Genomic DNA, 13,338 nt, shown 5'->3' on the forward strand with positions numbered 1-13,338 from the left:
TGGAAGAGGTGGGGGTGATCAGTCCGTGCACCATTGAAATCAGCATGGCAGCAGGCGGGCCTGATGGTTTTGTCTGGCAGCGATCAGTTGTTGTCCGTGAGCGCAACGTGGCGGTCAGGCGGGAAGAACCCTGACGCGATCCCGGCCCGGCACGGGCTGGCGCCGCCACCTGACATGCCCCCTCCGTGGCATACTGCCGTAACAGTCACTGCCGGATCCGCCGGCCGAAGGTCGGGAGGGGTCCCTTCATGCAGGAATTCGTCGGTGTGGATGAAACGGCGCGGCAGCACGTCGTCGAGGCCCTTGCCAAGGCTGGCATGGACGCCGGACCTGACTTTCGGCGTCGGCTCGACCGGCATCTTCCGGACCTCGTCCGCCTCTTCCATTCCCTCTACGGCTCACGCGAGGACTGGCTGGACCAGCTCACCGCACTGGTCCTGCAGAGCGCCCGCTTCTGGCAGGAACGCCCGGCCGGGTTGAAGGCGATCGACGCGGAGCGGGAAGCGGACTCCGGCTGGTTCCTGGCCGGCAACATGCTGGGCGGGGTCTGCTACGTGGACCGGTACGCCGAAAGCCTGGAAGGAGTACGCAGCCGCATTCCGTACTTCAAAGAATTGGGCCTGACGTACCTGCACCTCATGCCGCTGTTCCTGGCACCGGAGCCCCACTCCGACGGTGGCTATGCGGTCTCCAGCTACCGGGAGGTCAACCCGAAACTGGGCACTATGGAGCAATTGCGCGACCTCGCCGCCGAACTGAAAGCCAACGGGATCAGCCTGGTGGTGGACTTCATCTTCAACCACACCTCCGATGAGCACGAGTGGGCGCGTAAGGCGGCCGCCGGAGATCCGGAGTACAGCGGCTACTACTGGATTTTCCCGGACCGCACCATGCCGGACGCCTTCGAGCAGGACGTCCGGGAGATTTTCCCCGAGAACCACGCGGGGTCCTTCATCCAGATGGAGGACGGCCGCTGGGTCTGGGCAACATTCCACACCTACCAATGGGACCTGAACTACTCCAACCCGGAAGTTTTCCGCGCCATGGCCGGGGAGATGCTGTTCCTGGCCAACCAAGGTGTGGACATCCTGCGCATGGACGCCGTGGCCTTCATCTGGAAACAGCTGGGAACGCCCTGCGAAAACCTGCCCGAGGCCCATACGCTGCTGCAGGCCTTCAACGCGGTGTGCCGGCTGGCGGCGCCGTCCCTGCTGTTCAAGTCCGAAGCCATCGTGCACCCGGACGAGGTGGCCCGCTACATCGATCCGGCTGAGTGCCAGATCTCCTACAACCCGCTGCAGATGGCGCTCATTTGGGAGTCGTTGGCCACCCGCGATGTTTCGCTCCTGGCCCAGGCGCTGCAGCGCCGGCACAACATCCCGGACGGCACTTCCTGGGTGAACTACGTCCGCAGCCATGACGACATCGGCTGGACCTTCGCCGACGAGGACGCGGCCGAGCTGGGCATTGACGGCTTCAACCACCGCCGCTTCCTGAACTCCTTTTACGTCAACCGGTTCCCCGGCAGCTTCGCCCGCGGCGTGCCTTTCCAGGACAATCCCAAGACGGGTGACTGCAGGATTTCCGGCACGACAGCGTCCCTGTGCGGCATGGAGGTTGAACCCGCAGAGGCTGTGGAGCGGATCCTCCTGGCCCACTCGGTGGCCTTCAGCACCGGAGGCATTCCCCTGCTGTACCTGGGCGACGAGGTGGGCCAGGTCAACGACTACAGCTATGCCTCGGAACCGGGACACGAGGCGGACAGCCGCTGGGTCCACCGGCCGCGCTATCCTGTCGAACAGTATGCCCGCCGCCATGATCCTTCCACTCCCGAAGGCGCCGTCTATGCGGGGCTGAAGCGGATGATCGACGTCCGTGGAGCCACTCCCGAACTGGCGGGCACCAGGCTGGTGGACTTTGCCACCAACAACCGCGGCGTCCTGGCCTACCAGCGGCCCGGCAGGCGCGATCCATCAGGCCCGGAATCAACGGTCCTGGCGCTGGCCAACTTCAGCGACCATCCCCAGACCCTGCCCGCCGGAACCTTCTCCGGATACGCAACCGCCGCCGTCGACCTCCTCTCCGAAGCGGCGCTGCAGCTGCATGAGGGCGTGACGCTGCTCCCGCGCCAGTACCTCTGGCTGCGCGTCACGCCGGTGTAGCATCGGAGGTCCGTTTTCCCAACGGACCTCCGCGCATGAAACCATACGGATCATGGCCTCGAAGATTGCGTACCAGGGTGAGCCCGGCGCCAACTCCAATATCGCGTGTCAGCAGATGTTCCCGGGCATGGAAAGCGTGCCCTGTGCCAGCTTTGAGGACGCTTTCGAGCTCGTGGCCAGCGGCGAGGCTGAGCTGGCCATGATCCCCATCGAGAACTCGATCGCCGGCCGGGTGGCGGACATCCACATCCTGCTGCCGCAGTCCAACCTGCAGATTGTGGGCGAGTTCTTCCTGCCCATCCATTTCGACCTGCTGGGCATCCCGGGCAGCAGCATCGAGGATGCCACCGAGGTCCACAGCCATATCCATGCCCTGGGCCAGTGCCGGAAGCTGATCCGCGAGCACGGGCTCAAGCCGGTCATTGCCGGTGATACCGCAGGGTCGGCCCGCGAAGTGGCCGAGTGGAATGATCCGCGCAAGCTCTCCCTCGCTCCCCCGCTGGCCGCGCAGATCTACGGCCTGGAGGTGCTGGCATCCCGGGTTGAGGACGATCCTTCCAACACCACCCGCTTTGTGGTCCTGGCACGGGAAACCGAGCCGCCGGCCCGGGACGAACTGCCCGGACCGGCGGTCACCAGCTTTGTGTTCCGCGTCCGCAACGTCCCCTCGGCGCTGTACAAGGCCCTGGGCGGCTTCGCGACCAACGGTGTGAACATGACCCGGCTGGAAAGCTACATGGTGGGCAATGAGTTCGCCGCCACCATGTTTATGGCGGACGTCGAAGGACACCCCGAGGACCTGCCGCTGAAGCTGGCCCTCGAGGAACTGGACTTCTTCACCACCGAGGTGCGGATCCTCGGCGTCTACGCGGCCGCGGAGTACAGGACGGCTCAGACCGTCAACGGCTGACCTGTGGCCTTGCCCGGCTTCAGCAGGGCAGCGAAGAATTCTCCGAGTTCACCGGTTGCGGTGAGCGGCAGGACATTAGCCACGTACTGGTCCGGGCGCACCACCACCACCACGCCGCCACGGTCCAGGCCGCGGAGATCGAAGATGTCTGCGCCGGGATCGGTGGCATATACCTTCTCGTAGTCCGTCAGCTTGAACGGGCCCACCTGCGGCTTGAAGACGGCGGGAACCTTCCCGATGTCCGTGGCGGTGTGCGGCTGCTGGTAAATCACCTTTACATCGAACCAGGCGTCCGGATCCGCGTCCGACGGCGTCGCAGCCAAGGGTGAGTCCGGCGAGTTTGCGATCCACTCGGCAAAGTCCGCCACGCCTGAGTGGGCACCCGCCGGTGCGGCATCCGCAAAGACGTAGATGCGCCAGCGGCCGTCCGCCGTGGCATGGTGCCCAAGGTGGATCGGGTTGGTGTCGCCAACACGGACCACGGGCGCCGACTTGAAGCGCTTTCCTACCGGAAAGCCCGTGGCCAGGTCCTGGTGCTTGGCCGGGGCCACCAGCATGGAGGGCGCGTATTCCGTCATGAACCCGGCCGGGAACTCAGCGGTGCGCACGTAGAAGTCCTCGAGGTCCGAGGGGTTTTCGAATTCCTCGGGCTTCTTGGCCATCATGGTGGACCATTCCTTATCGAAGTCGATGAGGTTCTTTGCCACCACCTGGCGTTCTGCCGAGTAGGTGGAGAGCAGGCTCTCCGGGCTGCGGCCTTCCAGCACGTGGCCCAGCTTCCAGGCGATGTTGAAGCCGTCCTGCATGGAAACGTTCATGCCCTGGCCGGCCTTGGCGCTGTGGGTGTGGCAGGCGTCGCCGGTGATGAACACCCTCGGCGTCCGCGTACCGCGCTCTTCCGGCAGGACGTCGTCGAACCTGTCCGTGAGCCGGTGCCCCACTTCGTAGACGCTGTGCCACGCCACGTTCCGTACGTCCAGGGTGTAGGGATGGAGGATCTCGTTGGCCTTGTGGATGATCTGCTCGATGCTGGTGTTGCGCACGGCGTGGTGGGTGGCCGGGTCCACCTCGCCCAGGTCCACGTACATACGGAACAGATGTCCGCCTTCCCGTGGAATCAGCAGGATGCTGCCCTTTTCGCCCTGGATGGCACACTTGGTGCGGATATCGGGGAAGTCGGTGACGGCGAGGGTGTCCATCACACCCCAGGCGTGGTTGGCCTGGTCCCCGGCGAGGGTGCAGCCGATCGCTGCCCGTACTTTGCTCCGGGCGCCGTCGGCTCCGACCACATATTTGGCCCGCACTACGCGTTCCTGCCCTTCGTTTGGCCCGGCGGTGTGCAGGAGCGTCACGCTCACCGGGTATGCGCCCTGGTCCGCGATGCTGAGGGACTGGAATTCGTAGCCGAAGTCGGGCTTCAGGCGGGTGGGCGAGTTGGCGGCAAACTCGGCGAAGTAGTCCAGGACGCGGGCCTGGTTGACAATGAGGTGCGGGAATTCGCTGACGCCCGTCGCGTCGTCCACGGCGCGGGCGGCCCGGACGATGTTGGAGTGGTTGGCGGGGTCCGGCTTCCAGAACGCCATCTCGGTGATGCGGTAGGCCTCGGCGATAATCCGTTCCGCGAACCCGAAGGCCTGGAAGGTCTCGACGCTGCGCGCCTGGATGCCGTCGGCCTGACCGATGGCGAGCCGCCCCGGACGGCGCTCGATGATCCGCGTGGTGACGTTCGGGAACATGGAGAGCTGCGCTGCGGCGAGCATGCCCGCAGGTCCGGTGCCGACAATCAGGACGTCAACTTCTTCAGGGAGTTCATCAGGCCTGTTGAGGCCGACGCCGGCTGCCGGCTTTACCCGCGGGTCTCCGGATACGTAACCGTGGTGATGAAACTGCACGGGATTCCTCACTTCGTTGTGTGGCTGGTCGGCCAAATTGATGTTCGATAATAGAACTCGGGTTTCCATATGAGAAAAACCAGCTGTGGAGCACCACTGTACGCCACGTGTGACGAAGACGACAAGGGCGGAAAATTGCGCGGCACCAAGGGGTTGACAAAGGTGTAGACCCGGGGCGACAGTGATCGTATACGATTTCGTACTTCAGTAGGAGGCGCTTTGGAGCAGGTCAACGGGGACACCCTCGCAGCGGCAAGGAAGGTGATTGCGGTGCATATCAACTACCCCAGCCGCGCTGCCCAGCGGGGACGCACGCCGGCCCAGCCGTCCTACTTCCTTAAGCCGTCCTCATCGCTGTCCCTGACGGGTAGCGGCGTGGAACGCCCTGCGGGATGCGAGCTGCTGGGCTACGAGGGCGAGATTGCACTGGTGATCGGCAAGGCCGCCCGCCGCGTCGGCATCGAGGACGCGTGGAGCCACGTTGCCGCCGTCACCGCCAGCAACGACCTCGGCGTGTACGACCTTCGCTACGCGGACAAGGGCTCCAACCTCCGCTCCAAGGGCGGGGACGGGTTCACTCCCGTGGGCCCGGCGCTGATCCCGGCAGACGCCCTCGACCCTTCCAGGCTTCGGATCCGCACCTGGCACAACGGCGAACTCGTCCAGGATGACACCACGGAGGACCTGCTGTTCCCGTTCCCCCGGCTCGTGGCGGACCTCTCCCAGCTGCTCACTCTCGAAGAGGGGGACATCATCCTCACCGGTACCCCGGCCGGCGCCTCCGTGGCCAGGCCCGGCGACGTACTGGAGGTGGAGGTCTCGGCCGGTGACCTCACCACTGGCCGTCTGGTCACCATGGTGGAGGAAGGCACCACGCCGTTCGCCGACTTTGGTGCCGGGCCCCAGGTTGATGACGTGCAGCGTGAGGAGGCATGGGGTTCGCGCGAAGCCGCCGGCCTCCCGGCCGTCGAAGAGGCTGAGGCGGGGGCCGCCGTCGTTCCCGCCCTCTCCCCCGAACTGAAGGCCAAGCTGGAGTCCGTTGCCACGGCCACCCTGTCGTCCCAGATGCGCAAGCGTGGCCTTAACAACGTCAGCATCGACGGGTTGCAGGCCACCCGCCCGGACCGCCGCGTGGTGGGCCTGGCCCGGACCCTCCGGTATGTCCCCAACCGTGAAGACCTGTTCCAAACCCATGGCGGCGGGTTCAACGCCCAGAAGCGTGCCATCGATTCCGTGAACGAGGGCGAAATCCTGGTTATGGAAGCCCGCGGCGAAAAGGGCACCGGAACCGTAGGGGACATCCTGGCCCTGCGCGCCCAGGTCCGCGGCGCCGCGGCCATCATTACCGACGGCGGCGTCCGCGACTACACCGCCGTGGCCGGGCTGGAAATGCCCACCTACTTCGCCAACCCGCACCCGGCAGTGCTGGGCCGCCGCCACATCCCGTGGGACACGGACATCACCATCGCCTGCGGCGGCGCCACTGTCCAGCCGGGGGACATTATCGTGGCCGACTCCGATGGCATCCTGGTGATTCCGCCCGCCATCGCCGAAGAACTCGTGGACGACTGCATCACCCAGGAACAGGAAGAAACCTTCATCTTCGAGATGGTCAAGCAGGGCAACAGCGTGGACGGCCTCTACCCGATGAACGCCGACTGGCAGGCCAAGTACCAGGAATGGAAGGCAGGCACCATGAAACCAGAAGCAGGCCAGCCCGATGACTGAAACAGGGCTGCTTGCCGACAGTAAGTCAGAACAGGCTTACCGGGCCGTCAAGGCGCGGATCATCGAGGGGACCTACACCCCCGGGTACCGCCTGGTCCTGGGCACTATCGCCAAGGACCTGGGATTCAGCGTGGTTCCGGTCCGCGAAGCCATCCGCCGGCTCGAGGCCGAAGGCCTGGTGACGTTCGAACGCAATGTCGGCGCCACCGTGGCCGGGATCGATCCCACCGAATACCTCTACACCATGCAGACATTGAGCATCGTGGAAGGCGCCGCCACGGCTTTGTCCGCTCCCCTGATCGATTCGGTGGCCATTGCCCGGGCCCGCGCCGTGAACGAGGAGATGCGAGAGTGCCTGGAGCACTTTGACCCCGTCCGCTTCACGCAGCTCAACCAGGACTTCCACAGCGTCCTGTTCGAGCACTGCCCCAACCCGCACATCCTGGACCTGGTGCACCGCGGCTGGAACCGGCTGGCATCCTTGCGGTCCTCCACGTTCCGCTTCGTTCCCGGACGCGCCCACGATTCTGTGGACGAGCACGAGGCACTGCTCCAGCTCATCGAAACCGGAGCAGACGCCGACTCGATCGAAAAAGCAGCCCGCCTGCACCGTTCCGCCACCCTGGACGCCTACCTCGCCCAGGCCAAGCACTAGTAAGGACTTCAACGATGACGACCTCTGCAGAAACCGCCCAGCACTACGTGCCGCAGGACCTCCCCACCCACATCCAGCACTACATCAACGGCCAGTTCGTTGACTCCGTGGGCGGCAAGACCTTCGACGTGCTTGATCCGGTGTCCAACCAAAACTACGCCACCGCCGCTGCCGGCCAGAAGGAGGACATCGACCTCGCCGTCGCCGCTGCCCGCGAAGCGTTCACCAACGGCCCGTGGCCGAAAATGAAGCCGCGCGAGCGTGCCCGCATCCTGAACAGGATCGCCGACGCCGTCGAGGCCCAGGAAGCCCGGCTCGCCGAACTGGAAACTTTCGACACCGGCCTGCCCATCACGCAGGCCAAGGGCCAGGCCCTGCGCGCCGCGGAGAACTTCCGTTTTTTCGCGGACCTCATCGTGGCCCAGTTTGACGACGCCATGAAGGTCCCGGGTTCGCAGATCAACTACGTGAACCGCAAGCCCATCGGCGTCGCCGGGCTTATCACCCCGTGGAACACCCCGTTCATGCTGGAGTCCTGGAAGCTGGCCCCGGCGCTGGCCACCGGCAACACCGTGGTCCTCAAGCCCGCGGAGTTCACCCCTCTCTCGGCCTCGTTGTGGGCCACCATCTTCAAGGAAGCGGGCCTGCCGGACGGCGTCTTCAACCTGGTCAACGGCCTGGGCGAGGAAGCCGGGGACGCCCTGGTCAAGCACCCGGACGTCCCGCTGATCTCCTTCACCGGTGAGACCACCACGGGCCAGACGATCTTCCGCAACGCCGCCGCCAACCTCAAGGGCCTGTCCATGGAGCTCGGCGGCAAGTCCCCCTGCGTCGTGTTCGCCGACGCCGACGTGGACGCCGCCATCGATTCCGCACTGTTCGGGGTCTTCTCCCTCAACGGCGAGCGCTGCACCGCCGGCTCCCGCATCCTGGTGGAACGCGCCATCTACGACGAGTTCTGCGACAAGTACGCCGCCCGGGCAAAGAACATCGTGGTGGGCGATCCCCACGACCCCAAGACCGAGGTGGGCGCCCTGGTCCACCCGGAGCACTACGAGAAGGTGGCCTCCTACGTGGAGATCGGAAAGTCCGAGGGCCGGCTGCTGGCCGGCGGCGGACGGCCCGAAGGCCTCCCGGAAGGCAACTACATCGCACCCACGGTGTTTGCCGACGTCGCGCCTGACGCCCGGATCTTCCAGGAGGAGATCTTCGGCCCCGTCGTGGCCATCACCCCGTTCGAGAACGACGAGGAGGCCCTCGCCCTGGCCAACAACACCAAATACGGGCTGGCCGCATACATCTGGACCCAGAACCTCACCCGGGCCCACAACTTCTCGCAGAACGTGGAGGCCGGCATGGTGTGGCTGAACAGCCATAACGTCCGCGACCTGCGCACCCCGTTCGGCGGCGTCAAGGCCTCCGGGCTGGGCCATGAGGGCGGCTACCGCTCCATCGACTTCTACACCGACCAGCAGGCCGTGCACATCACACTCGGTTCCGTCCACACTCCCAAGTTCGGCAGCGTCGAAGACTCGGCCGCCAACGAAGGCTAGTCGCCGGCACCCACGCCGACCAGCCGCCGTCGTACCTTCCCGAAACCTGCTCAAAGAAGAGAGACCATCATGACCAACTTCGTTCCCACACCTTCTGTCCCTGCTCCGGACATCGTCCGCTGCGCCTACATGGAAATCGTGGTCACCGACCTCGCCAAGTCCCGTGAGTTCTACGTTGACGTCCTGGGCCTGCACGTCACCGAAGAAGACGAGAACGCGATCTACCTGCGTTCCCTGGAGGAGTTCATCCACCACAACCTTGTGCTCCGCAAGGGACCCACCGCCGCCGTTGCCGCCTTCGCCTACCGGGTGAAGTCCCCCGCCGAAGTGGACGCCGCCGAGGCCTACTACAAGGAACTCGGCTGCCGGGTGGAGCGCCGCAAGGAAGGTTTCACAAGGGGCATCGGCGATTCCGTCCGCGTCGAGGACCCGCTGGGCTTCCCCTACGAGTTCTTCTACGACGTGGAGCACGTGGAGCGCCTCACCCAGCGCTACGACCTCTACTCCGCCGGGGAACTGGTCCGCCTCGACCACTTCAACCAGGTCACCCCCGACGTCCCCCGCGGCCGCGCCTACCTCGAAGACCTCGGCTTCCGCGTCTCAGAAGACATCAAGGACTCCGACGGCGTCACCTACGCGGCCTGGATGCACCGCAAGCAGACCGTCCACGACACCGCCCTCACCGGCGGCAACGGACCCCGCATGCACCACGTCGCGTTCGCCACCCACGAGAAGCACAACATCATCCAGATTTGCGACAAGATGGGCGCCCTGCGCATCAGCGACCGCATCGAACGCGGCCCCGGCCGGCACGGCGTGTCCAATGCGTTCTACCTCTACATCCTGGACCCGGACGGGCACCGCATCGAGATCTACACCCAGGACTACTACACCGGCGACCCGGACAACCCCACCATCACCTGGGACGTCCACGACAACCAGCGCCGCGACTGGTGGGGCAACCCCGTGGTCCCGTCCTGGTACACCGAGGCCTCCCTGGTCCTGGACCTGGACGGCAACCCCCAGCCGGTCATCGAACGCGAGGAAAAGAGCGAAATGGCGGTCACTGTCGGTGCCGACGGCTTCTCCTACACCCGCAAGGACGGGGCCCCGGAAGAGGACCGGACCGGTTTTAAGCTGGGGGCGCAGCTGTAGCCATGCTGGATGCCAAGACGATCGAGGCCATCGCCGACGAACTGCTCGAAGCCGGCCGTTCCCGGACGCCCGTTCCCCGCCTGACAGCCCGCTACCCCCACATGACCGTGGAGGACTCCTACGCGGTGCAGCAGTTGTGGCGGCGCCGGAACGAGGAAGCGGGCCGGACCCTGGTGGGCCGCAAGATCGGCCTCACGTCCAAGGCAATGCAGGATGCCACCGGCATCACAGAACCGGATTACGGGGCCATCTTCGATGACATGGTGCTGGAAACCGGCTGCTCGGTGCAGTGGGACCAGTACACCCACCCGCGGGTGGAAGTGGAGCTCGCGTTCGTTTTGAAGGACGGGCTCAAGGGTCCGGGCGTGACCATCTTCGATGTCCTGAAGGCCACCGACTACGTGGTTCCGGCCCTCGAAATCCTGGATTCCAGGATCGAGATGGAGGGCCGGACCATCGTTGACACCATCTCGGACAACGCCGCGATGGGCGCCATGGTGATCGGCGGCAACCCGGTCAAACCCGACGCGATCGACCTGCGCTGGGTTTCGGCGATTCTCTACAAGAACCAGACCGTCGAGGAAACCGGGGTAGCCGCCGGCGTCCTTGACCACCCCGCCAACGGCGTGCACTGGCTGGCCAACAAGATCGCCGCCCACGGCGATTCGCTCAAGGCCGGGGACATCATCCTCGCCGGCTCGTTCACCCGCCCGATGTGGTGCTACAAGGGCGACACCGTCCACGCCGACTACGGACCCCTCGGGAGTGTCACATGCCGTTTCGAATAGAAGACACTTTCCGGTCAGCGCTCGCTGCGCAAAAGCAAAAGGGCAAGGCAGGCCGGCCGCTGGCCGGGATGTGGGTCTGCTCCGGCAGCCCGCTGATCGCCGAACTCTGCGCCGGGTCGGGCATGGACTGGCTGTTGGTGGATGCCGAGCACAGCCCCAACGGGCTTGAATCCATCCTCGCCCAGCTCCAGGCCACCTACGGTTACCCGGTCCACACCCTCGTCCGGCCGCCCGTCAACGACACCGTGATCATCAAGCAGTACCTGGACCTGGGCGTCCAGAACCTGCTCATCCCCATGGTCAATTCCGTTGCTGAAGCGGAGGCAGCAGTGGCCGCCACCCGTTACCCGCCCCAGGGCGTCCGCGGTGTGGGCTCGGCGCTGGCCCGGGCCGCCCGGTGGAGCCGGGTCCCCGACTACCTTGCCCGGGCCGGCGACACCATCAGCGTGACGGTACAGATCGAATCGACGGCAGCCGTCGAGGCGGTCGAGGACATCCTCAAGGTGGACGGCGTGGACGCCGTCTTCATCGGCCCCTCCGACCTCGCCGCGTCCATGGGCCTGCTGGGACAGCAGGAACACCCCGAGGTGCGCGCCGCCGTCGAACAGTGCCTGTCCGCCGCCCGCGCTGCGGGGAAGCCCGCCGGCGTGAACGCCTTCAACCCGGACACCGCCCAGCACTACCTCGCCAAGGGCGCCAACTTCATCCTGGTGGGCGCCGACGTCGCCATCCTCGCCCGCGGCTCCGAAGCCCTCGCGGCGAAGTACATCCCGCAGGACCCGGTGGTTAAGCCCGTCGAAACCCCCACCAGCTACTGACCTGGTCAGCAACTGCGGCGCCGGCCACGGCGCGCTTCTGGCCCATGATTGGCGGCGGGACCTCGGCAACTCCGGGGTCCCGCCGCCGTTTGTGCCGCAAAAGTGGGCCAGTTCTGACGAGGCTGTTCCCTCCACAACAAGGGTCCTGCGCTGAATAACCAGAGCCGGGCCGGGGTCCTCGCGCACACTGAGGAGTAACACGTTTTGCCATCTAGCAATCGCCTGACTACTCGAAGTGGAGTACACCTTGGAAACTTATGACGCGCTTCTGGCGTCCATCAGCCCCGTGGCCGGCACCGGCCGGGCCATCCTGGACCCGGCCACCGGCGAAACCGTTGGCGAGGCGCCCATCCACACCCTCGAATACCTGGAACAGGCCGTTGCCGGGGCGCAGGCAACGCAGCCGGCCTGGGCTGCCTTGGGCCACGACGGCAGGTCCGCTGCCCTGCTCAAAGCAGCCGACGCCGTCGAACGGTCCGCGGAAGAACTCGCCCGCCTGCTCTCCCGCGAGCAGGGCAAGCCGCTGAACGGCCCCAACGCCCGCTTCGAAGTCGGCGCCTGCGCTGCCTGGCTCCGCGCCGCAGCCACCATCGCACTGGAGCCCGAAACGCTCGTGGACGACGGCGAAACCTACGCGGAGCTGCACTACAAGCCCATCGGCGTGGTCGGTGCCATCGGCCCCTGGAACTGGCCCATGATGATCACCGTCTGGCAGATCGCCCCCGCCCTGCGCATGGGCAACGCCGTGGTGGTCAAGCCGTCCGGCAACACCCCGCTCAGCGTCCTGGCCCTGATCAAAGTCATCAACGAGGAACTGCCGGAAGGCGTCCTGTCAGCAGTTTCCTGCGGCCGCGAGGTGGGGGCCCGCCTCACCAACCACCCCGCCATCGGTAAGATCATGTTCACCGGCTCCACCGCCGCGGGAAAGGCGATCATCAAGTCCTCCGCGGACACGGTCAAGCGGCTCACCCTGGAACTGGGCGGCAACGACGCCGGCATCGTCCTGCCCGACGCCGACCCCAAAGCCATCGCCCAGGACCTCTTCTGGGGCGCCTTCATCAACACCGGCCAGACCTGCGCCGCCCTCAAACGCCTCTACGTTCATACGGACATCTATGACGCGGTCTGCGAAGAACTCACCAACGTCGCCGCGGCGATGCCCATGGGCAACGGCCTGGACGAGGACAGCGTCCTGGGCCCGCTGCAGAACAAGTCACAGTTCGACGTCGTGGCGAACCTCGTGGAGGCGGCGAGGGCTTCCGGCGCCCGCATCCTGCTCGGCGGCAACCCGGACACCACCCAGCCCGGCTACTTCTACCCCACCACGCTGGTGGCGGACATCGACAACGGCAATCCGCTGGTGGCCGAGGAACAGTTCGGCCCCGCCCTGCCCATCATCCGCTACAGCACCGTGGACGAGGCCGTGGGGATGGCGAACGCGCTCGACGTCGGGCTGGGCGCCTCAGTCTGGTCCTCCGACCTTCCCGCGGCCCGGGAGGTAGCCTCCCGCATCCAGGCCGGCACCGTCTGGATCAACAAGCACGGCGTGGTGGACCCGCGGATCCCGTTCGGCGGTGCCAAGCAGTCCGGCTATGGCCTGGAGTTCGGCGTCGAAGGCCTCAAGGCCCTGGGAGTGCCGCAGGTCATCAACGGCTAAGCCTCCGCCCGGCCGCCCCC

Annotated in this window: 10 protein-coding genes; 9 read left to right on the top strand and 1 reads right to left on the bottom strand. The window is 65.9% G+C overall.

From position 1 onward, the window contains the following. Nucleotides 1–248: 248 nt before the first annotated feature. On the top strand, nucleotides 249–2,162 hold the full coding sequence (locus tag AC5RVY_RS05000; RefSeq protein WP_493953576.1) for an amylosucrase: 1,914 nt from the start codon (nucleotides 249–251) through the stop codon (nucleotides 2,160–2,162). 52 nt (nucleotides 2,163–2,214) lie between these two features. Then, nucleotides 2,215–3,072: a prephenate dehydratase gene (locus AC5RVY_RS05005; protein WP_493953577.1), complete on the top strand. Its 858-nt coding sequence runs from the start codon at nucleotides 2,215–2,217 to the stop codon at nucleotides 3,070–3,072. Here the strand turns inward: AC5RVY_RS05005 and AC5RVY_RS05010 are convergent. After that, nucleotides 3,054–4,964: an FAD-binding monooxygenase gene (locus tag AC5RVY_RS05010; RefSeq protein ID WP_493953578.1), complete on the bottom strand. Its 1,911-nt coding sequence runs from the start codon at nucleotides 4,962–4,964 to the stop codon at nucleotides 3,054–3,056. The two genes, AC5RVY_RS05005 and AC5RVY_RS05010, sit on opposite strands and share 19 nt — an antisense overlap. 219 nt (nucleotides 4,965–5,183) lie before the next feature. Between AC5RVY_RS05010 and AC5RVY_RS05015 the strand changes: the two genes are divergently transcribed. The 7 genes from AC5RVY_RS05015 (at nucleotide 5,184) to AC5RVY_RS05045 (ending at nucleotide 13,318) form a co-directional block, all read left to right on the top strand. Next, nucleotides 5,184–6,692 (top strand): fumarylacetoacetate hydrolase family protein, encoded by a 1,509-nt coding sequence (locus AC5RVY_RS05015; RefSeq protein WP_493953579.1) that lies wholly within the window; start codon nucleotides 5,184–5,186, stop codon nucleotides 6,690–6,692. Next, nucleotides 6,685–7,347: a GntR family transcriptional regulator gene (locus AC5RVY_RS05020; protein WP_493953580.1), complete on the top strand. Its 663-nt coding sequence runs from the start codon at nucleotides 6,685–6,687 to the stop codon at nucleotides 7,345–7,347. Before AC5RVY_RS05015 ends, AC5RVY_RS05020 begins: the two co-directional genes overlap by 8 nt. A 14-nt stretch (nucleotides 7,348–7,361) precedes the next feature. After that, complete coding sequence (gene hpaE, locus AC5RVY_RS05025) at nucleotides 7,362–8,900, top strand: 5-carboxymethyl-2-hydroxymuconate semialdehyde dehydrogenase (RefSeq protein ID WP_493953581.1); 1,539 nt, start codon at nucleotides 7,362–7,364, stop codon at nucleotides 8,898–8,900. A 69-nt stretch (nucleotides 8,901–8,969) separates the two neighbouring features. Next, the gene (gene hpaD, locus AC5RVY_RS05030) at nucleotides 8,970–10,055 is read left to right on the top strand and encodes a 3,4-dihydroxyphenylacetate 2,3-dioxygenase (protein ID WP_493953582.1); all 1,086 of its coding nucleotides are present in this window, start codon (nucleotides 8,970–8,972) and stop codon (nucleotides 10,053–10,055) included. Between the two features lie 2 nt (nucleotides 10,056–10,057). Continuing rightward, nucleotides 10,058–10,843, top strand: coding sequence for a 2-oxo-hept-4-ene-1,7-dioate hydratase (gene hpaH / locus AC5RVY_RS05035; protein ID WP_493953583.1), 786 nt, complete (start codon nucleotides 10,058–10,060; stop codon nucleotides 10,841–10,843). Continuing rightward, complete coding sequence (locus AC5RVY_RS05040; protein ID WP_493953584.1) at nucleotides 10,828–11,661, top strand: HpcH/HpaI aldolase family protein; 834 nt, start codon at nucleotides 10,828–10,830, stop codon at nucleotides 11,659–11,661. Before hpaH ends, AC5RVY_RS05040 begins: the two co-directional genes overlap by 16 nt. A 247-nt stretch (nucleotides 11,662–11,908) precedes the next feature. Then, a complete protein-coding gene (locus tag AC5RVY_RS05045; protein ID WP_493953585.1) occupies nucleotides 11,909–13,318 on the top strand; it encodes an aldehyde dehydrogenase family protein in 1,410 nt (469 codons plus the stop codon). Nucleotides 13,319–13,338 lie beyond the last annotated feature (20 nt).

The sequence above is a fragment of the Arthrobacter sp. Ha26 genome, assembly GCF_059091705.1.

Excerpts from the sequence above, each read along its gene's own strand:
- hpaH (WP_493953583.1), top strand. The coding sequence starts at position 10,058 with ATGCTGGATGCCAAGACGATCGAGGCCATCGCCGACGAACTGCTCGAA.
- hpaD (WP_493953582.1), top strand. The coding sequence starts at position 8,970 with ATGACCAACTTCGTTCCCACACCTTCTGTCCCTGCTCCGGACATCGTC.
- AC5RVY_RS05000 (WP_493953576.1), top strand. The coding sequence starts at position 249 with ATGCAGGAATTCGTCGGTGTGGATGAAACGGCGCGGCAGCACGTCGTC.
- AC5RVY_RS05005 (WP_493953577.1), top strand. The coding sequence starts at position 2,215 with ATGGCCTCGAAGATTGCGTACCAGGGTGAGCCCGGCGCCAACTCCAAT.
- AC5RVY_RS05020 (WP_493953580.1), top strand. The coding sequence starts at position 6,685 with ATGACTGAAACAGGGCTGCTTGCCGACAGTAAGTCAGAACAGGCTTAC.
- hpaE (WP_493953581.1), top strand. The coding sequence starts at position 7,362 with ATGACGACCTCTGCAGAAACCGCCCAGCACTACGTGCCGCAGGACCTC.
- AC5RVY_RS05040 (WP_493953584.1), top strand. The coding sequence starts at position 10,828 with ATGCCGTTTCGAATAGAAGACACTTTCCGGTCAGCGCTCGCTGCGCAA.